Below are 23,575 nucleotides of genomic sequence, written 5' to 3' on the forward strand. Positions count from 1 at the left end.
AGTTTCCTTTTTTTGAAACGTGATTATCAATCCGAGATCAATATAAATCTTCATCGTCTACAATGGCGGGCGGCTCGGTGACCAGCGCATGAGGCCAGGCTCCGCTTTCATTTAACATGGCAGCCAGTTCGTAGGGTGTGAGTAGATATTCCAACTCCTGCGCTTCAAGAAAGTCCACGATCAGTTTGTGAGGCGGTTTTTCCGTTTTGAAGCTTTTTTGAACGCGGCCAAGAAAGAATTTTGCGCTTTCCTGTGAAATTTGAAATCGCGAAGCGATTTTCTCGAAGGGTTTGTGGGTATCCATATTTTTATTTTACCGCTTGTTGCGTAAATTGTTTTATTCCCCTTTGTGCGATACTCCATATCTGAAAAAGTGTTGTAAAGTGTTGTATAGTATGTATAAAATAACGGAGGTGCCCCAATGACTGAGAAATACACCAAAGGCGAAATGCATGGCTGCGTTGTCTGCGGAAAGTTGTACCAACTTTATGTGATCACAGATGCAAACGGAAAATATGTGGATGCAAAAGTAATGAGCGCGGGTGGAAAACTTGTGCCTCATTCGCAGCGTCCACTGGTTGCGTGTGATACTCATCCAGATGAGCAGGTCGAGCTTGCCGTGTCGCGTGCGTATGGTCTGCAAAAAGAGGACGATGAAGATTGACAGTCATTTAAGAGACGGATTATATTAAAATGGCTATATATATTATTATGACTGGAGGTTTAGAATGAAAAATAGAATCTTTGGAGCTGCGTTGGTTTTTCTGTCTCTGGTGCTTGGTGCATGTAATTTACCCAGTGGCGCGCCGGTTACAGAAGCCCCGTCTGTTCTGGCAGATACGTCCACGCCGACCGCCGCGCTCTTCGTTGAAACATCTACATCAACACCTGAGGCTTTGGTAGTGTCTACAGATACCGCTTCGCCGGTGCCGCCGCCGCAGGATCCGCTGGTGCTGCGTGCTACTCTGTGCTGGCAGGGTCCAGGTCCGATATATGATGTGGTCAGCGCATTGAAGCAAAATGAACGGGTAAAACTACTCGGTCGCGGCAGTATTTCTGGCTGGTTTGTAATAGAGAATCCCATCTATAAAGATCCGTGCTGGGTTGCAGAAGGTGAGTTGCAGATTGATGCCGGAACTGACCTGACGAACTTAAAGATATTTAATCCGCCGCCCACTGCCACTCCCACCAAACCGCCAACATATACACCAACACCTGTGCCAACCCTTACTCCAGTTCCTTAATTTCCCGCAGTTTTTAATCCCCAAATAACACCTTCCAGTTCGGGAGGTGTTATTTGATTCGGGCTGATCACCTTAATTTGTAAGAAAATCACATACCTGACAGTCTCAATATTTATCTTGCACAAAAGGAAACCCCTGATTTGAACGAAAACATCGAACGCCCGTCCTTGTTACAAACCTATACACGTAGTTTTAGTCCGCTCAAGAATCGCAACTTACGCATTTACCTTGGCGGACAAGCGATTTCCCTATTAGGCACATGGATGCAAACTGCCGCGCAAAGTTGGGTCATCTGGGAACTTACCAAATCTGAAAAAGCGCTTGGCATTGTGGTCATGTTAAACAGCCTGCCGTTGTTACTGCTTGCTCCCTGGGCCGGCGGAATTGCTGACCGCTTCAACCGCCGCTTTATTCTGATCGCCACACAGATCATTGCCATGCTTTCGGCTTTTACCCTCGCAATTCTGATCCAGACCGGTCTGATCGAGATCTGGCATATTTACGTTTCAGCTCTTGTCCTCGGTATTATCTCCGCACTGGATTTCCCCGCACAACAGGCATTCATCGGTGATATGTCTGGTATGGGGCAGGTGCGTCAGGCGGTGACTCTCAACATTATGGCGCTGCAACTCGCCCGTATGCTGGGCCCGGCTCTCGGCGGTTTCCTGCTTAAAGCTGTGGGCAATTCCATTTCTTTTTGGATCAATGGCTTTAGTTTTCTGGTGGTCATTATTAGCTTGATGTTTGTCCGCTCACATCAAGCCGAGCACAAAGGCGGAAGTTCACGCGGACAATTTCGCGAGACCGTGGATTTTCTCCGCTCGCAGCCGCGCATGATCGACTTAATGATCTTCGCTTCGCTCGTGACCTTTTTCGGGCTCTCCATCTTCAACATTCTCCCCGCTGTGGCAGACCACGTGCTGCACGGAGATTCGCAAACTTACGGGCTTTTATTCGGCGCATCAGGCGCAGGGGCATTGATGTCCACGCTGTTCCTGCTTCCGCTTTCGCAAGCCGCGAAACGCATCGGCCTCATCATCACTGCCGCCGCCGCATGGATGGGAACTTTCTTCCTGCTATTGTCACAGTCCTCATTTATTTCGCTTTCGATGGTTTCCATATTCTTCGTCAGCCTTGGCGCACCATTGGTATTAACCACAGGATTGGGTGTGATGCAGCTTATGGCCCCCGGTGACATCGCGCGCATCATCAGCCTCTTCACCATGTTAACCTTTGGCTTACAGCCCATTTCCTCCATCATTATTGGTTACTCTGCAGAAACTCTGGGTACGCAAAATGCGATCTTGCTCAATGCTTTGTGCCTCATTACCGGCGCTTCACTGATGTTCTTCTTCCGTAATGGATTACGTCAATGGGAACTGAAACCCATAGTCCCGCCGATCATCTCTTCAAAGGAAATTAAAAAAACATACCGATCAAAAAAGTTCTTGAGGCAATCTCAAGAACTTTTTTGATCGGTGATTATATTTGGCTTTAATTCATGTTGGAGTATCATCGCCGTATTTAAAAATCCCCAATTGAGGTGTGCAAAATGTCATCCGCAGATAAATTCATTCTTGCAATTGATCTTGGTACGTCCGGTCCCAAAGTTGCCCTGCTTTCTGTACAAGGTGAATTGATTGGGAGTGAGTTTGAAGAAACGCCGGTTTTACTTCCACCTGGCGGAGGAGCCGAACAGTCGCCGCAGGTTTGGTGGGATGCGATTGAAACCGCGGGCAAACGTCTGCTTGCGAAAGGGCTTATCTCCAATGATGATATTGTAGCCATTGCATCTACGTCGCAGTGGTCGGGCACGGTAGCTGTCGATCGGGAGGGTGACGCAATCGGTAACGCCATCATCTGGATGGACTCACGCGGCGCACCTTACATCCACAAACTGATGGATGGTCCGCTCAAAGTAGAAGGATATGCGCTCACCAAACTTATCAAGTGGATTCGTCTAACGGGCGGCGCACCGGGGAATTCCGGCAAGGATCCGCTCGCGCACATTTTATATCTTCAAGATGTTCACCCTGAAATCTATCAACGTGCATATAAATTCCTTGAACCTATTGATTACATCGGGTTGCGGCTTACCGGTCAATTTGCTGCATCGTTTAATTCAATTACTTTAAATTGGATGACAGACAACCGCAACATTGAAAATGTGACTTATCACGATGGCTGGATGACTTGTCACGTCCCGTTTAAAAGACAGACCTGTTTCATAATCTGGCCGCTCTGCCTTCCGCTATTCCCGGCCGCTATCTTCTCACAAATGAACAGGAATGTGCCGGCGGATGCCTGCAATATTTGCGTAATAATATTCTTTTTCCACAAGATGAATTATCTCAGGAGAGATGCCCGCAAATGCTTATCAATTACTCGACCAAATTGCCGAACGCACGTCCGCAGGCAGTGATAAATTAATTTTCACACCCTGGCTTTATGGTGAACGCACTCCCGTTGACGATCATCTCGTGCGCGGCGGATTTCATAACCAATCCTTAAATACAACCCGTGCGCATATGGTGCGCGCTGTTTTTGAAGGGGTTGCTTATAATATGCGCTGGTTATTGAAGTATGTGGAGCAATTCAACAAACGGCCGGTGACTTCTCTTAATATGGTTGGCGGCGGGGCGAAATCAAATATCTGGTGCCAGATCCATGCGGATGTATTGAACCGGTCCATTCAGCAGATGAAAGATCCGATTGAAACCAATGTGCGCGGCGCGGCACTGCTTGCGTCGGCCGGACTTGGATATTTGAAGTACGATGAGATCGGTACACACGTCAAGATTGCAAACACATATACGCCTAATCCCGATCACCGCAAAATTTATGATGAATTATTTGCCGAGTTTATTGCGATCTATGAAAGCAACCGCAAAATTCACGCACGATTGAATCGGCAGCATTAATTATTTACAGCGCGGACTTCAAAGTCCGCGTTATATTGGAGGATCATTCATGAGTTGGAAAGACAGCATCTTTAAACAACTGGGGAAACTTAATCCGCGCTTTTTGGCTTCGATTGAAAAAAGCATGAAAGCTATTCCCGGCATTAGCCAAAGAATAGACGGTGAATACGCAGAGATCATGGTTGAGTTGGAAAATTCGGCCAAGCCATACAGAAATAAATTTACAACCTTTGCGCAAATCCCGCAAAAAGGACGTGACCACTCTGATATTTTGCGTGAAATGGAATCGATGCGTGAAATGGAAGAATCCCACTGGAAAGACGGGTTTATTTCAGGCGCGGTCTATCATGGCGATCAGGAGCATATTGATTTTCTAAACCAAGTCTATGCCATTAACTCACAGAGCAATCCACTCCACGCAGATGTCTGGCCGAGTGCGACCAAATTCGAAGCCGAGATCGTGGCGATGACCGGTGATATGCTCGGCGGCGCAGGACAGGATGTCTGCGGTACGCTTTCATCGGGCGGCACGGAAAGTATTATGCTGGCGATGAAAACTTATCGTGATTGGGCGTTGGAAACAAAGGGAATCACCAGACCCGAGATGATCGTTCCGATCACTGCACACGCGGCGTTCGATAAAGCCAGTCAATACTTTAATATCAAGACCATCCATGTGCTCGTGGACGAAAACTTTCGTGCGGATGTGAATGCAGTGCGAAAGGCGATCACATCGAATACGATTGTCATTGTCGGTTCCGCGCCGTCCTTTCCGCACGGAGCAATTGATCCGATTGAGGAGTTATCCGCGCTTGCGCTCAGAATAAGATCGGCTTTCATGTGGATGCCTGCCTCGGCGGATTTATCCTGCCGTGGGCTGAGAAATTAGGCTACCCTGTACCTTCGTTTGATTTCCGTCTGCCAGGTGTGACTTCCATGTCTGCGGATACGCACAAGTATGGATATGCAGCAAAAGGCACCTCGGTCATTTTGTATCGCGGACAGGAATTAAGGCATTTTCAGTATTACACCACCACAGAGTGGCCCGGCGGTTTGTACTTTTCGCCAACCTTTGCCGGCAGCCGCCCCGGTGCATTGAGCGCCGCCTGTTGGGCTGCGCTGACCACCATCGGCGCGGAAGGATATTTATCTGCGACCAAAAAGATTATGGAAACAGCAGCCATGATCAAGCAGGGAATTCGTGAGATTCCCGAACTGCACATCCTGGGTGATCCGCTCTTTGTTGTGGCATTTGCGTCAAAACAAAGTGCTCGATTATATGTCTCATAAAAAATGGAGCTTGAATGGTTTGCACAAGCCGACTTGTGTGCATATTTGCATCACTTTAAGGCACACACAGCCCGGCGTTGCAGAACGCTTCCTCTCTGATTTGCGTGAGGCAGTTGAGCACGTCAAAGCAAACCCGTCTGAAAAAGGGACCATGGCGCCTGTTTATGGAATGGCTGCAACATTGCCTTTGCGCGGCATGGTGAGTGATTTGCTTAAGAAGTATTTGGATGTGATCTATAAAGTTTGATGTGTATCTATTGATAAACCCCATTAACTTGTGAATAAATATAAATGTCCATCGGGTGTTTTTTCGACCCGCAATGATTGAAGTTTTTTATTGGCTGGCCCCTGTTTCACCTTCCCGTCCGCGTCAAACTTTGATCCGTGGCATGGACAGGTAAAGCCATCTGTTTGCGGCTCGACGGCACAGCCGAGATGTGTGCAAACCAGACTCAAGACTGAAAATCCGCTTTCGGTGTGCAGCAGAATGGCAGGGATTTCTTCAAGCACCGTGCGTGAATTCAATGGATACTTTTCTACAGGGCCAAGGTTAAATTCTGTTTGACGGGCAGGTTCAGTTTGGAAACTGAGAAAACGAAGCAAGCCGCCCAGTGTGAGTGCGCCGCTTAAATAGAGAAATCCATCACGGGTTAGTTTTAGAAAATCACGGCGGGATAGGTTGGTCATCTTATTTTTCCACGGCATGGCATTCGTGACAATATTGCGAGCTCTGTTCATCGGGTTTTTGCTCACAGGCTGTGCCCATTACAGGGCGGAAATTAAATTTCTGATTCGTAACTTTGCCGATCATTTCATACGTTCCGTCTGATAAGACATGGGTATTCCAAAGCGGTTCGCCTTGTTCAGTGACAAGGATCGTATCGCCAATTTTTAGATCAACCACGGGGTTGAGGAATGACATACGGAAAGCAACATCGTTTGGGTCGTTCAATGTTTTGGTCAGCGGTAATTCTGTCAGCGTACCGTGGCATGTTTGGCATTGCACGTATTGAATATCTTTTTGATTGTTGTGCAAGTCACCATCGCCCATCACCTCAGAACGCGTGTGGCAATCTACGCAATCAAGTGTATATTCGCATTGCGTAAATTGTGCGATCGGCTGGTAGTAATCTTCAATACGTTTTGTCGGGGTATCGGTTCGTTCAATAAATGTCATTGTCCGCAGGTCGTAGTTGCCGCGATTGTGGCAGGCATTGCATTGGGTGTATGGAATGGCGGTTGTGAGTTTATGCTGCTCAGTGGAATGACACGCGGCGCAGCCCGTTTGGCGTGCAAACGATTCGCCTTCACGCGGCACGGCGTTGATATGGCATGTCAAACATTCTTCGCCAAATTTTTGAATCATTGGATTGGTTTCCAACGCAGGGTCAAATACATCCAAAGATGTGATGCCCGTTTGCGTGTGTTCATCCGTAATGGCGTTGATGCCAAAGCGGGATGTCAGATCAGTCTGTGCGCCAAACGTGTAGCGGATGTTTGCAATTGCGCCCGCATACGTGGATTGGACACTGGTCATCACACGCTGGATATGATGACGATCATCCGCTTCGCTGCCGCTGTGACAGTTGCTTCCGCCGCAGGAAGTTTCTACTACGCTGAGATCGGATGGGTTCGCTCCGCCGCGCATGGGGCTGTGCGCGAGGTCGGCGTTAAGCGCGAGTCGTTCGCCGCCATGACAACTGACGCAGCCAAATGTTTCGACAGGATGTGAGGCGCTGATCTCTGGCAAGTCTGCATGGCAGGTAGTGCAATATTCGGTTTCGCCTGAGAGGGTTGGGGTAAGGGCGATAGGGTTGGGTTGGCGGGAGTCGTTCCACCATACAAATAAGATGGCGAGAAGTAAGAAGAAAGAGGAAAGAAGTAGGAGGCGGCGCATGGAGGAAAGGATGAATACCTGTCTATCTGTCTACCTGTTTATAACTGTGAGAACAAAAATGAACAAGGCAATAAATCCAATGGTTACTTGTGCCACTCGATTTGATTTTGGGAACCAGGTGCCGATGTCAGAGTCAGCGGGTTTGGGGAAAATGTATGGGATAAGGGCGACGAGGGTGAGAATGCCAAGCGGGACAAGAATACCAAAGATAAACGGGTCGCCCCATTTGAGCATTTGTTGAATCCAGAGGAAGAACCACGGAGCTTGGGCTTCGCCTGTGACGGTGGTGCCTTGTGTCATTGCTGCGGCAATGGGTGCGGGAATAAAAATGGATAGCAGAATAAGCGCAATGCCAACGATGAACATTGCCAGCACTTCGCGGCGGACGAGTTCGTTGCGGGAGATGCGGGCATTATCGGTGCGGACTTGCGGCGGTGGGACAGCAATGCCGCCATCTCTACGGACGCGGAAGGCGTGCCAGATGCCGAGGATGATGACGGGCAGAGTCAAGCCGAAGATATGCCAGACGTACATGCGCAGCAATCCTGTGGAGCAGGCTTCGCCTCCGCCGATGGCGATGACATGCAGAGAGTCTCCAATGAGCGGAATGGTTTTGAGCAGGTTCGTGCCTGTCAACAGCGGATAGCAAATGTCCACGTCCCAGCGCAGGATGTAGCCTGTGAAATCCAGCAGAATGGAGATGACGAAGAGAGCCAGCCCAAGCAGATAGTTGAAGCGGCGCGGGTGGCTGTATGAAGCGGTAAAGACAACGCGCAGAAGATGAACGGCTGAAACTATCAATAATAATTGCGCCGACCAGTAATGCAAGTTGCGGATAAATCCACCGAAGGGAACGTGATATGTGAGGGATTGAACTGAAAGCGCGGCTTCGGCTGGATTGGGAACGTAGTAGAACATTTCCAAGATGCCGGTGACGCCGAGAATGAGCATGAGGAAGACGGCTGTCCCGCCTGCGCCTAATGTGTGCCGCCAGCGTGCTTGTTCGGTTGGGATGGTTGGGGGGTGAAGGTGATGGAAGAAGGAGGGGCGCATGTGGGAAAGGATGAATGATAAATGATGAAGGATAAAAGAGTAGTTAGTAATTGGTAAATCGTGAGTGGGGATTGTAACCCCGAAGAGTGAAATGATTAAAGCAACGGTATGTTTTCAAAACCCGTAGGGTTGACATAGTTTGTAGAGACAAACACCTCCCGCTGGATGTTCGAGCGGGAGGTTTCTCAGTGTGAGTAAATGCCTGACGAAACAGAATCAGGTTTCAGATTAAGACAGAAGCGCTTCTCTTAATCGCCTGCTCAGGCTGCTGTGAGATGTTAATCCTCGAAGACGGGGAAGTTTTACTTACTCCGTATGTAGGTTGATATGTAAATTAAGAAAGCAAGCTGCGAGTTTATAAGTTAGTTCTCTATATCATTAATCTGCCGCAGAAGATGGAACAAGTTTAAGTGCAACGAGTTCAGATTGCGGGAGGTCTTTGACGGGCAGGGTTTCTGAAAATACCGGGAAGAAATGCGCCGCCAAGGAGAAAAACACGATCAAACCAGAAGTTACGCCCACAAGCAGAGCAATTTCTATAAATGAGGGGAAATAGGTTGCGCCATCGATTGACTTCATGGCAAACCAGGTGACATCAAAACGATTGAGCACAATACCCGCTGCAATAATTAATGCGCCATTCAATGCGTTTTTGCGAGTGGCTCGCAATTTTTTGACGGAGAACCAGATGATCGCAGCCAAAGTCAAAAGCAGTTCTGCAATATACAGGACGCTGAGTATTCCACTTGTGAAAAGCAGGCCCAGTTTATTACCGAGAATCAGGTCGCCAATTTTCATCAACAGATAGAGACCAAATATCCACGGGACAAAACTTCCCAGTTTCTCAATAATTTTTTCACTGAGAGTCTGCTTGAACATCCAAATGCTGACATAAGAGCCGATAATAATGGTAGAGATGCCCGCAGCCATGGATGATACGAGGAAGAACTCTGGCTGTGCGAGAGAATACCATAGTGGATGCAGGCGGTGAATTTGAATTACGAACAGGGAACCGAGCGACGATTGATGCATGGAGGAAAGCGTGATGCCCGCAATGACCATCCCAATGGTCATTTTTTGGACAATTTTTGAAATCTTCTCGTTCTTGAATTTATCCAAAATCACCGGACTGAATTCAAAGGTCAGAATTGCGCTGTAGATGGCGATACACCAACTGACTTCAAAGAGAGCTGAAGAAAGATTGGGGTAGACTAAAAAGTGCCAGAAGCGATCCCAACGTCCAAGATCAAAGAATAGAATAACCAAAACCGAACTGTATCCCAGCAGGCCAAAGAGTACCGTGGGACGAACTGCAGCGTGCAAGTCATGCATGTGGAAGATATAAACCAGCATGGATAAAGTAAACGCCGCGCCGGAAAATGCAACATTTGTCAAGTCAAAACTAATCCATAATCCCCAGGGGAAGACAGTGCTTAGGTTTGTAGTGTCGGCAAGCCCTGCGTATAAACGGTATAAACCTGCGCTCATCCCCAATGCGGCAATCACGGCCAGAACATAAACAAAGCGCGGCAGACCTTTCAGTGCATTAAAACTTTTAATTTTGATATTGATACCCATGGCTTACTCCTTGCCTGCGCTGTCATGTTTTGTCTCAACATGTTCAATTTTATCTGTGCCGTTTTTCTTTTGGTTATGTTCAATAGCCAGATAAATACCCGTCATACCAATCGCCGCGCCTGCGGCAATAATAGGAGTACCTTCTTCAGTAGCGATGCGATTGAAGTGAGCCGGGGATTCCATGGTTTCAGTGGAGGGGAAGCCAAGTTGCTCGAATGGAACGGGGGATATATAGAAGGTGGATGTGCCGCCGTTCTCATGTTCACCAAAGACATGATCAACGTAACGCGAAGACTCGTCCTTGATGCGATTATGTGCCATTGCCAACATATCTTCCCGTTTTCCGAACTGAATAGCATCTGTTGGACAGGTTGCAGCACAGGCGGGTTCCGCCTCGCCTTCTCCAAGACGGGAGACGCACAAGTCGCATTTGGTAATCAAAGCAAATTGCTGGTCCCATTCAAAATGAGGAACTTCAAAGGGGCAGGCATACATGCAATAACGGCAGCCAATACAAGCTTCATTGTCGTATGTAATAATGCCGTCTTCATTTTTTTGTAAAGCGCCAACTGTACAGGCAGATACACAAGATGGATCTATGCAATGCATACAATGAAAGGGCGCTGTATGGCGCTCCAAATTTGGAAACTCACCGGTAACACCGCTATCCTTGATCCAGATACGCGTGCTCTTCATTGGGACATTGTTTTCTACACTGCAAGCCACAAGACAGGCGCGGCAATCAATACAGCGTGATGCGTCAATTAAAAACCGTATTTAGCCATTTTCTACTCTCCTAAATAAAGTGGTTTGAGTGTCTCTGCGTTTGATGCGTCTTCAACCTTTTTTACCGTTACAAATGTCTGGCTGAGCGCTTGTCCACCGCTGATCGGATCGGTGTAGGTGACATGTAAAACCGAGTCACTTGCGCCAACACCGTAGGCCGTTGTCAACCCTTTGGAGAGATGTCCGTAGCCTGGCGTCATAAATACACAATCTGAACGAATAGCTTGTGTCACCAGCACCGGAATATGGATTTGGCCGACCTCACTTGTTACTTCAACCCAATCATCGGTAGCAAGGTCAAGTTTGGCTGCGACTTGAGCGTTTATCCACATACGCGGCTCGTCTGAATATTTATTAAGCAATTGATTATTCTGCGTACCAAACTGGGTTGATTGTGCTACTTTCCCTGTCAATAAATAGAATTGACCTTCGGCGGGTTGGGGTGGTTCATCCCATGTAGGCACGCCAGAGAAACCTACTTTGGCAAGTGTGTCGGAGAAGAGTTCAATTTTTCCACTGGGAGTGTTCCAGCGTTTCTCGGCGGATTCTCCAGCGTGTGGAGTTTCGGGCGCTTCGGCATAGCCTTTGGCTTTGACTTCTTCCAGGGTAACGCCGAGCGGTTTGAGCTGCTGGCGGATGTAATCTTCTTCATCTTCGTACTGGAAGTAATCGCTGAGTCCGAGGCGTTCACCCAACTGCTTGTAAATCCACAATGCAGATTTGGCTTGGCCTTGTGGTTCGATCACAGGTTGGCGTAAAAATACTTTGTCGCCAAATGGAAGGAGTGGATCGTAGCGTTCAAGGTAGGATGCTTCGGGTAGAACTACATCGGAGAACCAGGCGGTATCGTTTAGGACAATATCCACGGTGACGATGAAATCCAATTTACCAAAGGCTTCGAGTGTCTTGCTGCGATCGGGTATTGACATGATCGGATTCTGGCGTGAGATAAACCAGCCATGCGCCTGATATGGGTCGCCGCTGACGATGTTGTCGCGCAGTTCCTGAAATACACCGATCTTGAACGGCACAACGGGATATTTCCACGGCACGCCGTCAAGACGTAGTGCAGAGACACGCGGGTAGGCAGGCTGCGGAGGTGCGCCTAATGTACCGCTTTCTTCGCCGCCGCCTTCGGTTAATACGATATCCCAGTTTCCAATCAATGCGTTCAAGATCGAAATGGCGCGTTGGGTGTGGAATGAATTGACAAAGTTGGATGTACGCCAGCCGTTGTGCGCCAATGCGTGAGGCGCGGCGTCTGCAAATTCATGTGCGATGCGTGTGATGGTTTCGGCAGGAATACCAGTCAATGCAGCAGCCCATTCAGGGGTGTAGCGGCTGACTTCTTTTTTCAGTTCGTCAAAGCCAACTGTGTTCTTTTCAACGAAAGAGCGGTTGTATAACTTTTCACCGATGATGATGTGCAGCAAAGCCAAATGAAAGGCGAGATCATTTCCGGGTTTGATGGGCAGCCACTCGGTCGCTTTTGAGGCGGTCTTGGTGTAGCGCGGATCGAGATAAACCACCTTCGCACCACGGTCAATTGCGTGACTTAAGTCAGATGTCTCAGAGGTGGAAATCGCTTCGAGCAGATTGCGTCCCGTCAACAAAATGTATTTGAGTTTGTCATCGTAGATGCGTGCGGGTTCTTCCATGCCGTAGGTCATCGTGTTGGCGACGATCATCGCGTTGAAACACAGTGAGCGCTGGGTGCCGTAGTTTGGCGAACCGAATGCATACAATAGATTTTCAAACAACGGTTGACTCAAATTGTGCGTGGATGAAAAGACCATCGCTTCTGCGCCATACTTGTTCTTGATCTCGGTCATCTTGCTCGCGACCAGATCGAGTGCCTCTTCCCACGACGCCTCGCGGAATTTTCCTTCGCCGCGTTTGCCCACACGAATGAGCGGAGTCAACACACGGTCAGGATCGTACGTGTTCATTAATCCAGATTGCCCGCGCGGACAAAGATTTCCGTTTGAATGTGGATGCTCAGGGTTGCCATCCAATTTGACGACACGGCCATCTTTGATTTTTGCCAATACACCGCAGCGCCAAACGCACATCTCGCACATGGTCGAGATAACACCATCACCAGCAGCATTTAATACTCCGCTTTCTTTGGCGGCTTTCGCCACCATTGGCGGAAGCATTTGGCCGACAGCCAACGCTCCAACTGATGCCGCGCTTATTTTTAGAAAATCTCGTCTTGAGATTGTTTTTGTCATAGAATTCTCCGAAGTCAGTGGGAAGTTTATGATGGATAGTTTTGTTCTTCCTGATAACTGGCACTATCCACTGCTTACTCGCCTTTTTCAGCGCGTTTCCATCCTGCACGATCGATCAAATAGAAAAGCAGAAGTGACATCAGTGCAAAGACCAAAACTGTCAGGAAAGGATTCAAATTCCACAGATCAGGCATGGTCACGTTGCCATAATTTGCAATCGCAGAGATCGCGGGAAAAACTTGTTGATAGGTCAAGCCGTAAAGTACGGCGCCAACGAGAAAACCGAATAAACCAGGGACAATGTAATCTAATTTGCCTTCGCCGCCACCGGCAGCGCAAGTACCCGGTCAGAATCCGGTGAGAGCCATGCCTATACCGAATATCAAACCCCCGATGATGTTTCCTACCACGTATGTCGCAGGGACAGCGGGGAAGGTGACCAGGCCCAAACCGCGCAAGGCGAAGAGTCCGCTCATGGCAACGACAAGCGCGGTCATCATGAATTGAAGCACAGCCATATCGGTAAAGCTGAATACATTTACGATCTTGTTGTATTTGGTAAGTCCGGCTTTATTGAGTGAAAAGCCGAAGAACACACCAAGAACAAGAGCAGTGATAAAGTTTGTCATATCAGCCTCCTAATAGTTCTTGCGATAAATAATCAGAGCGGTCACAATGCCAGATGCAAACATTCCGGCGATGAACAGGAATGCGGCCGGGGCCAGTAACATGCCGCCTGAGATTGCTAATCCGCTGGTGCAGCCGCCGGCGATGCCCGCAGCGTATTCCAAAATGATCGCGCCAAGAAAGCCAGTACCCAGCGCTTCCAGGTCTGTGCGCCAAAGATGCGCTTCCATTGCAGGTCAGAATTCACAGCATCTTTCTTGCCCCATTTGAGCGTGCCGCTGGTCGCCGCACCGATCAAACCGCCGAAAAATACACCCACCAGCAAAATAACGCCGACAGTAATGCCGGGCGGCATGATGAAGTTGAAATACAAATTGTCAAACAATTTTGGTGCAGCGGCTTTGCCGATCAGTCCGGCCAAATTTTCAAATGCACCGGAAGCACCCAGTAGGCTATTGCTGATCCAAACTGCGGCAATCCCCACCAGTCCGAGCAAAACACCAGCCACGTATGGCGACCAGGTTTCCTTGCGGATGTAATTCAAAATAAAATTCATGATTTACTCCTCATCTTTTTTGATAACAGCGTCCATCAGGTCGAGCACCTTGTCCGCTTTTTTATTTTCCAAAACATTCTTCAAAGACTTGCGCGCGCCCGCTTTAAGTCCCGCGATCTGCGGCAGCATCTCTACCACATCGGCAGGATATTCAGCGTCCACAGCCTTGGTATCGCCAAACTTCACATTGACCAATTTCTCACGGGTCACAACAAATCCGCCGCCGCCCACCAACAACATGCCGATCATGCCCATCAAAATCATGTTGCCCCAATTGGTCGGTTTCTTGCCCAATACGATCTCTTCATAATTTTGAGCATAATTAATCGTATTGGGATCATCAACCACGACTTCATTACAGCTTTGATCGGATGCCGCAACAGGAGCAGATTCTGCGCTGACAACAACCGCTTCGGTTTCCCCGCCGGAAACTGGTGGCAAAGAACCCGAACCTATTTCCACGCCCAAAGTGGTGGCGTAGACCTGCGCGCGCGCATCCAAATCCGCAACGTGGCACTGCTGGCAGGAGGCTGCTACGTCTGAAAGAGGAGCAACCATCCCTTCGTGTGCAGCGGCTTTATCAGTCGCTTGATTATTGCCCGCGTGACAGATATAGCAAAAATCACCGAACGCATGAGATTGATGCCAGCCCGTTCCATCCGCATTCACTGGCATTTCAGCTTGCGCCTCATGACAATTCTTGCAGGAGGAAGCCTGCGATCCACATTGCGCGCTGACCGGTGTGGCTGTTGTCAAATAAAAACCTACAGCGATGACAATTGCCAGTCCGGTAAAAAGAAAAGAGAGTGCGGTGTTCTTGTATTGCATGGTTTCTCCTCAATAGAAGTTTTTAGGAATTTATTGTTTCTTCCATTAAACCTGCTTGATATGTAAGCCGTTCACGCATGACCGTCCGTAACAAGTCCAGCGCCTGAATGAGTCTTTGATCTGAAAGGTGATAGGTGACGGTAGTGCCCGTGCGGACAGTTTGTACCAAACCCCGTTCACGCAAGACTTTGAGATGCCGCGAAGTTGTGGGTTGATTTAATCCAAGCTCGTTGGCTAACTCGGTAACATTACGTGCCCCCTCATTGAGAGCATATAAAATAAGAAGGCGGTTGGGGTCGGAGAGTGCCGCGCAAAAATTAGCTTCAAGTTGGGTGATTTCTTGTTGTAAAGTAGGGGTGACCATGAGAACCTGCTTATATGTGAATAAACGAATATTACCTCCCACATCATACTCTTGTGACGATTTGCACAATAGTGGATTGTGTCATATTAAGTTTCGTTTAATGTCATATATTGTTAGTGTATAATGCGGCAATATTCAGGCAAATTTATTACAGCAGACCTCTTGCAAAAGTCCATTTTTTCCCACAGCCCGCAGGGTAATACGGCACAAAGTCTCAACACTTACACCGCGCTGCGGTTCAGTGAGGTGAGACTCAAGGGAAAAAGCTTAGTGACTTTGTGGTTTACAGCGCTTTACTTATTGCAAGCGGTTAAGTAAAAAAAGATGATAGGAAGGAGTAACGGATGGAATCATTTGTGCGCGAAGCAGCTTCAGTGGATGTCGCTTCAAGTTTGCGTGAGCTGCGTGAGGCACGTGGCATATCGATGCGTACGCTGGCTACAAAAAGCGGACTTTCTGCAAATGCGTTAAGCATGATCGAACGCGGCAAGACTTCGCCTTCGGTCAGCACGCTCTATAAATTGGCAGATGCGTTGGGAGTTTCGATCACGGCATTTTTCGGCCCGGAGACTGAGAAGAAACAGGTTGTTTTTTAAAAGCAGATATACGTACGCGCGTACCTTTTACACGCGGGGTATTTGAAGCTTTGGGTGGAGAACAGTTTGCCGGCCGAGTGGAACCGTTTATGCTTACGCTGGAGAGCGGTGCGTCCAGCGGACCCAATACGATTGCGCATACAGGGCACGAGTTTGTCTTTTGTTTACGAGGTCAACTGGAATACTATGTAGAGAAGCAGGTATTTTTTGCTTTCAGCAGGAGATAGTTTATTATTCGCTTCAAAACTGGAGCATCGTTGGAAAAACCCTTCAAAGAATGTAGTCAATGCGTTGATCATAATTTCAGGGTTTGCAGAAGGCGAGCAATTGCATTCTATGCACTGGAGAAAAGGGGAGTGAAAATACAAGGATAAATTGTGAAGGGCGAAAGACTCTTGCCCTGCACCGCCAGCGTGCAGTTAAAAAATACGCCTATCCATTTGGATAGGCGTATTTTGATATTTGACTTTCGGTTTTTAACTTATTTTGACTTGCAGCTTTTTCTTACGCGTACATTCCCCAGTCCAGCGCAGAGGGGTCTTCCATCATTGAAAAGTCCCACATGTCCATGCCCATTTCAATGTTGACAGGCATATTAAGACCTTCAACGGCCTTGGCTTTGGTCATTTCGATCATCGCCGGGCCGTAAGGACAGAAAGGCGTGGTCAGGATCATCTTGACATGCCCGATACCGTCTGTTGTGATTTCAACATCACGGATCAAACCAAGCTGAATGATGTTCATGCCGATTTCCGGATCAATGACCTCGGAAAGGCGGGCGCGGACTTCCTGCACGCGTTCCGGGTGTGTCTGGTGGAGTGTCCACTGGATTTCTTTTACTTCAGAGTCTGCCATTTTGGCTCCTTATTGTTTAGTTTTTTACTTCAGCTGGTTGAATAACGTACGTGCAATGAGCGGCTCCGCTCAAAATACACTGAACTTTATTGGCGGGCAAAGCCAGCATCTTTGAAATTAGGGTTTGGTCAACAGTGCATACTTCAGGATGGGCTATGCCAATTTGATAATAGGGGCAGGAAATTTCATGAATTTCATACTGCGTGCCTTTCTTTTCCCATTCCACGGTGAAACCTTCACGTGCCAGCATCGCTTTGACGAAATCGAGCCGTTCCTCCATACTCAGGCCTTGCATATCTTTGGAATATTGACCAGCAAGGTCTTCAGCGATCTGGTTAAACAATTTGGTTATAACCGGCCCAGGCATGGTGTCTTTTATCTGAGAAAGCAAGCGTGTGGTGAGCTGCATGTAGCGCGTGGGGAAGCGTTCCATACCTTCGTCTGTCAGTATGTAAACCAAGCGCGGACGTCCCACACCGTGGCGTTCTTCCTGTCCCTCCACAAGCCCTTCCATTTGGAGGTTTGTGAGGTGATGACGCACAGAAATGGGATTAATGCCAACAGCTTCAGCCAGAGTATTAATGGTGGAACGTGGTTTCTGTAGTAAAGTTTGTAAAATCTTATCACGCGTTGATTTCATAATGTCAGTATAACCAAGTCAACAGGGATTGTCAATATATTAGATAAATATCATAAATATCCCGCCCGTTTCTTGTTTTTTGCGCTTTACAAATGTTCTTTTGCCAAATACTTTCCCTAAAATTGGCCTAGCCCTCCGACACTTTTCTTTTTGGACGCTGAGCGTTTCATGCGCGTCCCGTTTTTTAAACTTTCAGATGGGTAGAAATTTGCTGCGTTTTATAAATTAGACTTTATCAATAATAGGAAAAATATCCCAAAGGTTGCCATCAGGCGACAAAATTACTCAATATAAACCTTCCGAATGGTGTTTGTGTTTTATTCGCTTAAGGCCTATTTCATGCAGCATCGTAAGGTAAGTTATTAAACGGTCTTTAAGGAATTGTGATGGTATTGGGTGTCGACCAGCTGCTCCAATTATTTGCCATGTCTTTTGCTCGAACGTGCCAAAAATAAATCCCTGCACGAACAGTAAAGATTTGATAGGTGGTGTCTTGTCTCAGTGAGCTCCATTCGGGGCTTGAAAAATCAGCATTATTATCAATTTCAATTTGATACCTGGTGGCGGTGCTAATTTTTTCCCAAATGAATTTTAATCTGGCATTTGCCTTGGTATTATTCGTTGGGCTGAGCAGGTCAGGCGGCGTAGGCGGAATTGTATCCACGATAAATGAATTACTTAAAGAGAACTTCCCGGGTTGGAGATTTGAGTTGTACGCACACACACGCCAATAATAAATTCCATCAGTCAATAGAACATTGCTGGTGTAGGATAATCCGCTCACAGTCTGTCTGTTGATGATTTGCGAAAAATTATCATCTGCTGCGATCACGATCTCGTAGGCAACCGCGTCACGGACCTTTGCCCATGAAAAAACAAGTCCTGAATTATTGGTTAAAAAATTACGTTGTGGTTCGCGCAAAGTGGGGGGCGAAAAATTAACTGGAGTTTTTGAAATCATAATCGTATCGCCATTCATGAAACTTCCATTTCCAAGGCCGCTGCCGCCCAATGTATTTATCGAAGAATTTACGATGCTGTCGTTGTCTAATAGATCAAGGCGGATCGTTCCAGTGCCGGCCCCGCTGTTTACTGTGACGATATAGAACGGGTCAAAATTATTAACAGATTTAATCGAAGCATTGATGATATTGACTGTGCTTAAACTAAAATCTGAAGCGTCAACACCTGTTACTGATTCTGAGAATGTAACGATAAAGTCCACGCTGGATGCGCTTGACGGGCTGGAACTTGCGCGAGTGATGGACGTTACACTTGGAATGGATTTCTCAATGGCGTAACTTTCTCCGTTTGTAAAATTCCCGTTTCCAGCGCCCGTCCCTCCCAGCTTGTTTCCTGCGGGGTCTGCAATACTGTCATCATCCAACAGATCCAGGCGGATGCTGCCTATTCCGTTTCCTGTGTTGACATTAACAATATAGAATGGGTCGGATGTGTTTATGGAATTGACGGATGCATCATTGATATTTACAGTGTTTAGACTGAAGTCGGTTCCTTCCACGCCGGTAACTGATTCTGAAAAAGTGACAATGTAATCTACGCTGGAAAATGTGGATGGAGTTACGCCAGCGCGAATTACAGATGTAACGATCGGCGCAGTTTTGTCAATTGCGTAAGCTTCTCCGTTTGTAAAATTCCCGTTACTTATACCGGCATCGCCCAGTGGGCAGTCAATTTTATTAATGATGCTGTCGTTGTTGATCAGGTCAAGACGAATATCTCCGTCTCCAAAACCTGTTTGGACGGAGATTGTGTAAGTGTCGTCTGACTTGCTTACAGCTTGGAGTGAAACGGTATTAACGTCAAGGGCAGATATTGCAAAATCGGAAATATCCACTCCGGTTACTGATTCAGAAAATTTAACGATAAAGTCCACACTGGCAGTGTTGGATGGGTTGGAGTTGGCACGAACAATGGAAATGACACGCGGGATGGATTCTTCAATAATATAAATTTCATTATTAGGCATGCTGGATGCATCCAGCATGTTTCCTGCAAAGTCAGTAATGCTATTGTTGAGTGTCGGGTCAAGGCGGATCGTACCCGCGCCGTTTCCGGTATTAACGGTTACAACGTATGAAGAATTTATACCGTTTATGCTGTTGATGCTCGCATTGTTGATATTGGTTGTGCTTAGTGTGAAGTCGGAAATATCCAACCCGAGAACGGGTTCTGAAAAATTGACAATGAAATTCACGCTTGCCGCACCGGAAGGGGAGGTGTCAGCGCGGATGATGCTTGTTATGCGCGGCGTAATTTTATCTATGGTGTAGGTTTCGCCATTCATAAAATTTCCATTGCCGATACCGGTGCCGCCGAGCTTGTTCTGATAATTATTGACGATGCTGTCGTTGTCTATCAGATCAAGGTCGAGCGTTCCATCGCCTGTGCCGGTGTTGACCGTGACGGTGTAGTCTGCGCCGGATCCGTTTACATTCATTATGGATGCGCCGCTGATGCCGATCGGGGTTAAGAGAAAGTCTGAAATATCCACGCCGGTTACAGATTCAGAAAAGCGAACCATGTAATCCACGCTTACTGCGTTTGCAGGGTTCGAGCCAGCGCGGACAATGGATGTGCCACTTGGAATGATCTTGCTGATCGTATATTCGTCTATTAGAAGATTGGCTCGGGTGAAAAATTGAAATTTTACAGATGTGTTATTTGCTTCGACACGCATTGCACCATAATCTTGATTGAAAAGAACCCGGCTTTCCGCAAGAGGAGACCCGAGGGTGTAAAGAGAATCTCCTCCCAGTCCATTTACAAAGTAGGGGATATCGTTGATTAAGAGTCTTTCATACAAATGATCATGCCCGCTTAAGACTGCTTGTGCGCCCCAGTCTTTGAAAGGCCATTGCATGTAACTTGTGGAACCATGTGTGCCGGATGAGTAGGGAGCATGGTGCAGGATAACAATATTAAATGGAGAGGTGGATGCGGCAAGTCCATTCTTTAACCATCGGGCTTGTTTACCTGTGGCTGAGGTTTCATCTGGTTCGTTGCGGTCACTGTCTAAAATAAAAAATGAATTGAGCCGCCAACAAAATCATAATATCTTTCATTGCCAGGCAGTGTGAAGTAGTCAAGATAGGGTTTGATCCCATTGTTTCCCCAATCGTGGTTTCCCAGTGCCGGGAAAAATCGATTGGTGCTGGAGCCGTTTCCGTACTTACCGGTGTAGCGAAATATATAATCGTGGTAGTACTGGCCGATATTTTGATCTATGGTTTCAGCCAGTCCCTTTTCGTAATTATTATCTCCGACGGTCACAATAAAGTTTGGATTCCAACTTTTGACAAGATTCGCTACATCCTCTTCGTTTTGACTGGCGAGACCGTAATCTCCAATAACAGCAAAAACAATATTTTCTGTCTGTTGCTGATGGATCGTATTGTTAGCGTCTATAAATAAATTGTCATTATTAGAGGCGGAGACATTATGCACGGAAGTGGGCGCGAATGCGCTCACAGTCAATATCAAAATCATCAGGATCAAGTATGGTAATCTGTGCTGTGTAAGAGAATTTTTCATACGCTTGCTTTTGTCCTTAAGAATGGCTTCAGTGTATTACAGGTATGTTTTCATGGCATTGCGATACCGGATTAATTTCTTTTTGTCATTCTGATGCGATTTGCGATAAATGTATGTATTCTTGTTGCGCGTAGACAGAATATACTAGAAAAATATCATAAATATTGACGTATTTGCCCAACCCTGCTATAATGCTTGAATATTGATAAAAACGCCAGTAATGGCTTACAAAGTACCGCGCGAGCGGTGAATTCTCAGGAGCCCAAGGTATGTCGCAACTTGAAATTAAGAACTTGCATGTAAGTATTGAAGGTAAGGAAATTCTCAAAGGTCTTTCGTTGACCATTAATCAAGGCGAAATTCACGCCATTATGGGGCCAAACGGCACAGGAAAATCTACCCTGGCTTATACATTGATGGGACACCCCAACTACAGTTACTGAAGGTGAGATCATTTTGAAGGGCCAGAATGTTTTGGAACTTGAGCCCGATGAACGCTCCCGCGCTGGAATTTTCCTCGCGTTTCAGTACCCGGTCGCAATTCCAGGTGTGACCGTGGCTAACTTCCTGCGCACTGCGTTGAACGCCCGCCGTCGCGCTGTAAACCCTGAAGATAAGGGTATTTCCATTCTTGAATTCCGCAAGATGCTCAAGGAAAGAATGGATACGCTTAAGATGGATCATGCCTTTGCTGGCCGTTATCTCAATGACGGTTTCTCTGGCGGCGAAAAGAAGCGCGCCGAAATTTTGCAGATGGCAACCCTCAAGCCCGAATTCGCTATTTTGGATGAAACCGACTCAGGTTTGGATATTGATGCGCTGCGCATTGTTTCCGAAGGCGTCAACGCTCTTGCTGGACCTGAACTGGGCGTGCTCGTCATCACACATTATCAGCGCCTGTTGAATTACATCAAGCCCAATTTCGTTCACATCATGTTGGATGGCCGCATTGTTGAATCTGGCGGCGCCGACCTTGCGTTACATCTCGAAGAGCAGGGTTATGACTGGGTGCGCGAGAAGTACGAAGAAACGGCTGAGGCCTAGACTCTCTTATTAAACGGTAGCAGTTTGAAGGTCCGCTTGAAGCGGGTCTTCATCAGATATAAAAAATGGTGAACCCAATGGCTGAAGATACCAAGTTGAATGAAGACACCAAGATCCTCGATGAAATTGGTGATTATAAATATGGTTTTCATGACCGCGACGATAACTATGTGTTCAAATCTGAAAGAGGTTTGAGCCGTGAAGTTGTAGAAAATATTTCACGCATGAAAAAAGAGCCGCAGTGGATGCTCGATTTTCGTTTAAAGGCGTTGGAACATTATCTTTCACGCCCCATGCCGACCTGGGGACCTGACGTTTCAAACCTTGATCTTGACAATATTTTTTACTACGTCAAGCCGACCGAGAAAAGCGAAAAGAATTGGGACGATGTTCCCGATGATATTAAGAATACTTTCAACAAGTTAGGCATTCCCGAAGCCGAGCAGAAATTTCTGGCGGGCGTGGGTGCTCAATATGAATCAGAAATGGTTTATCACTCGATTTTGGAACATCTTGAAAAACAAGGTGTGATCTTCCTTTCGATTGAAGATGGCCTCAAACAATATCCTGATCTGTTCAAGGAATATTTCGGCACAGTGGTTCCGATTGAAGATAATAAATTTGCCGCGTTGAACAGTGCTGTTTGGTCCGGCGGTTCATTTGTTTATATTCCGAAAGGCGTGAAAGTTGACCTTCCGCTTCAGGCATATTTCCGTTTGAACACTGCCAATGTTGGTCAGTTTGAACGCACGCTTATTATTGTGGATGAAGGCGCTTCAGTGCATTATGTTGAAGGCTGTACTGCTCCGCAATATACAACCAACTCTTTCCACTCAGGTGTGATCGAGATCGTGGTGAAGAAAGGCGCTCGTTCACGTTACTCGACCATTCAAAACTGGTCGACCAATGTGTTCAACCTCGTTACTCAACGCGCCGTGGTTTTTGCGGATGCCTCTCATGAATGGGTCGATGCGAACCTCGGCTCGAAACTCACTATGAAATACCCTTCCTGCTATTTGATGGAACCTGGCGCACGCGGCGAAATGCTTTCAATGGCATTCGCAGGCCCGGGACAGGTGCAGGATGCAGGCTCGAAGATGGTGCATTTCGCGCCAAATACAACCAGCAAGATCACATCCAAGTCGATCAGCAAAGGCGGCGGACGTGCTTCTTATCGTGGTTTGGTGAAAGTTTATAAAGGCTCCAAAGGTGTCAAATCGAATGTGGTGTGTGATGCGCTTTTGCTTGATCCCAAATCCCGCTCCGATACATATCCATCGATTGAAATTGACGAAGATGATGTTACCATCGGTCACGAGGCTTCGGTCTCCAAGGTTGGCGAAGAGCAGCTTTTCTATCTTATGTCTCGCGGCTTGAGCGAAGAAGAAGCCACGGGTATGGTTGTCTCCGGTTTCATTGAGCCACTGGTCAAAGAATTGCCGATGGAATATGCGGTTGAAATGAATAGATTAATTCAACTACAAATGGAGGGGTCAATCGGATAGAG

The 23,575-nt window shown here is 47.2% G+C and carries 23 protein-coding genes and 3 pseudogenes; 9 read left to right on the forward strand and 17 right to left on the reverse strand.

All coding sequences use genetic code 11. The features are described 5' to 3' along the window. Positions 1–37 precede the first annotated feature (37 nt). Positions 38–304 (reverse strand): hypothetical protein, encoded by a 267-nt coding sequence (locus IPL71_RS10270; protein ID WP_345321290.1) that lies wholly within the window; start codon positions 302–304, stop codon positions 38–40. A gap of 117 nt (positions 305–421) precedes the next feature. On the opposite strand from IPL71_RS10270, the gene IPL71_RS10275 reads away from it, so the two are divergent. The 6 genes and pseudogenes from IPL71_RS10275 (at position 422) to IPL71_RS10300 (ending at position 5,702) form a co-directional block, all read left to right on the forward strand. After that, complete coding sequence (locus IPL71_RS10275) at positions 422–664, forward strand: hypothetical protein (protein ID WP_345321292.1); 243 nt, start codon at positions 422–424, stop codon at positions 662–664. Positions 665–728: 64 nt separating this feature from the next. Then, complete coding sequence (locus tag IPL71_RS10280; protein ID WP_345321294.1) at positions 729–1,244, forward strand: hypothetical protein; 516 nt, start codon at positions 729–731, stop codon at positions 1,242–1,244. Positions 1,245–1,384: 140 nt separating this feature from the next. Continuing rightward, positions 1,385–2,719, forward strand: a complete 1,335-nt coding sequence (locus IPL71_RS10285) for an MFS transporter (RefSeq protein WP_345321296.1) — start codon at positions 1,385–1,387, stop codon at positions 2,717–2,719. 77 nt (positions 2,720–2,796) lie between these two features. Next, a complete protein-coding gene (locus IPL71_RS10290) occupies positions 2,797–3,666 on the forward strand; it encodes an FGGY family carbohydrate kinase (protein WP_345321298.1) in 870 nt (289 codons plus the stop codon). Then, positions 3,605–4,165 carry an FGGY-family carbohydrate kinase gene (locus IPL71_RS10295; protein ID WP_345321300.1) on the forward strand — a complete coding sequence of 187 codons (561 nt, stop codon included), beginning with the start codon at positions 3,605–3,607 and terminating at the stop codon, positions 4,163–4,165. Before IPL71_RS10290 ends, IPL71_RS10295 begins: the two co-directional genes overlap by 62 nt. Before the next feature lie 49 nt (positions 4,166–4,214). Beyond that, positions 4,215–5,702, forward strand: a pseudogene (locus IPL71_RS10300) (aminotransferase class V-fold PLP-dependent enzyme). A gap of 23 nt (positions 5,703–5,725) precedes the next feature. Here IPL71_RS10300 and IPL71_RS10305 read toward each other — a convergent pair. The 11 genes from IPL71_RS10305 to IPL71_RS10355 form a co-directional block, all read right to left on the reverse strand. Further along, positions 5,726–6,142, reverse strand: a complete 417-nt coding sequence (locus IPL71_RS10305; protein ID WP_345321302.1) for a QcrA and Rieske domain-containing protein — start codon at positions 6,140–6,142, stop codon at positions 5,726–5,728. Between the two features lies 1 nt (position 6,143). Then, positions 6,144–7,352 carry a multiheme c-type cytochrome gene (locus tag IPL71_RS10310; protein WP_345321304.1) on the reverse strand — a complete coding sequence of 403 codons (1,209 nt, stop codon included), beginning with the start codon at positions 7,350–7,352 and terminating at the stop codon, positions 6,144–6,146. A 30-nt stretch (positions 7,353–7,382) separates the two neighbouring features. Then, on the reverse strand, positions 7,383–8,405 hold the full coding sequence (locus tag IPL71_RS10315; RefSeq protein WP_345321305.1) for a cytochrome b N-terminal domain-containing protein: 1,023 nt from the start codon (positions 8,403–8,405) through the stop codon (positions 7,383–7,385). A gap of 378 nt (positions 8,406–8,783) precedes the next feature. After that, positions 8,784–9,983, reverse strand: a complete 1,200-nt coding sequence (gene nrfD, locus IPL71_RS10320) for an NrfD/PsrC family molybdoenzyme membrane anchor subunit (protein ID WP_345321307.1) — start codon at positions 9,981–9,983, stop codon at positions 8,784–8,786. 3 nt (positions 9,984–9,986) lie between these two features. Next, the gene (locus IPL71_RS10325; protein WP_514130767.1) at positions 9,987–10,760 is read right to left on the reverse strand and encodes a 4Fe-4S dicluster domain-containing protein; all 774 of its coding nucleotides are present in this window, start codon (positions 10,758–10,760) and stop codon (positions 9,987–9,989) included. A gap of 11 nt (positions 10,761–10,771) precedes the next feature. Next, entirely contained in the window at positions 10,772–13,003 is a 2,232-nt protein-coding gene (locus IPL71_RS10330; RefSeq protein WP_345321311.1) for a molybdopterin-dependent oxidoreductase, read from the reverse strand. Between the two features lie 74 nt (positions 13,004–13,077). Continuing rightward, positions 13,078–13,257 (reverse strand): hypothetical protein, encoded by a 180-nt coding sequence (locus tag IPL71_RS10335; RefSeq protein WP_345321313.1) that lies wholly within the window; start codon positions 13,255–13,257, stop codon positions 13,078–13,080. 93 nt (positions 13,258–13,350) lie between these two features. Further along, a complete protein-coding gene (locus IPL71_RS10340) occupies positions 13,351–13,632 on the reverse strand; it encodes a YeeE/YedE thiosulfate transporter family protein (RefSeq protein WP_345321314.1) in 282 nt (93 codons plus the stop codon). Between the two features lie 116 nt (positions 13,633–13,748). Beyond that, positions 13,749–14,186 (reverse strand): YeeE/YedE thiosulfate transporter family protein, encoded by a 438-nt coding sequence (locus IPL71_RS10345; RefSeq protein WP_345321315.1) that lies wholly within the window; start codon positions 14,184–14,186, stop codon positions 13,749–13,751. Positions 14,187–14,189: 3 nt separating this feature from the next. After that, on the reverse strand, positions 14,190–15,014 hold the full coding sequence (locus IPL71_RS10350) for a hypothetical protein (RefSeq protein WP_345321316.1): 825 nt from the start codon (positions 15,012–15,014) through the stop codon (positions 14,190–14,192). 22 nt (positions 15,015–15,036) lie between these two features. After that, positions 15,037–15,378, reverse strand: coding sequence for an ArsR/SmtB family transcription factor (locus tag IPL71_RS10355; protein WP_345321317.1), 342 nt, complete (start codon positions 15,376–15,378; stop codon positions 15,037–15,039). 344 nt (positions 15,379–15,722) lie between these two features. On the opposite strand from IPL71_RS10355, the gene relB reads away from it, so the two are divergent. After that, entirely contained in the window at positions 15,723–15,974 is a 252-nt protein-coding gene (relB, locus tag IPL71_RS10360; RefSeq protein WP_345321319.1) for a type II toxin-antitoxin system RelB family anti-toxin, read from the forward strand. A gap of 504 nt (positions 15,975–16,478) precedes the next feature. Here relB and IPL71_RS10365 read toward each other — a convergent pair. The 5 genes and pseudogenes from IPL71_RS10365 to IPL71_RS10380 form a co-directional block, all read right to left on the reverse strand. Beyond that, complete coding sequence (locus IPL71_RS10365; protein ID WP_345321321.1) at positions 16,479–16,829, reverse strand: metal-sulfur cluster assembly factor; 351 nt, start codon at positions 16,827–16,829, stop codon at positions 16,479–16,481. A 16-nt stretch (positions 16,830–16,845) separates the two neighbouring features. After that, positions 16,846–17,469, reverse strand: a complete 624-nt coding sequence (locus tag IPL71_RS10370; RefSeq protein ID WP_345321323.1) for a helix-turn-helix transcriptional regulator — start codon at positions 17,467–17,469, stop codon at positions 16,846–16,848. Positions 17,470–17,842: 373 nt separating this feature from the next. Then, positions 17,843–20,353: a hypothetical protein gene (locus tag IPL71_RS10375; RefSeq protein WP_514130764.1), complete on the reverse strand. Its 2,511-nt coding sequence runs from the start codon at positions 20,351–20,353 to the stop codon at positions 17,843–17,845. Further along, positions 20,354–20,512 (reverse strand): annotated as a pseudogene (locus tag IPL71_RS25890) (alkaline phosphatase); the annotation flags it as partial. Further along, entirely contained in the window at positions 20,506–21,024 is a 519-nt protein-coding gene (locus IPL71_RS10380; RefSeq protein WP_345321325.1) for a metallophosphoesterase, read from the reverse strand. The gene IPL71_RS10380 and the pseudogene IPL71_RS25890, both read right to left, overlap by 7 nt. A 269-nt stretch (positions 21,025–21,293) precedes the next feature. On the opposite strand from IPL71_RS10380, the pseudogene sufC reads away from it, so the two are divergent. Beyond that, positions 21,294–22,068 (forward strand): annotated as a pseudogene (gene sufC, locus IPL71_RS10385) (Fe-S cluster assembly ATPase SufC). 77 nt (positions 22,069–22,145) lie between these two features. After that, complete coding sequence (gene sufB, locus IPL71_RS10390) at positions 22,146–23,573, forward strand: Fe-S cluster assembly protein SufB (RefSeq protein WP_345321327.1); 1,428 nt, start codon at positions 22,146–22,148, stop codon at positions 23,571–23,573. Positions 23,574–23,575 lie beyond the last annotated feature (2 nt).

This window comes from Candidatus Villigracilis proximus, from assembly GCF_016717045.1.
GTDB lineage: Bacteria > Chloroflexota > Anaerolineae > Anaerolineales > Villigracilaceae > Villigracilis > Villigracilis proximus.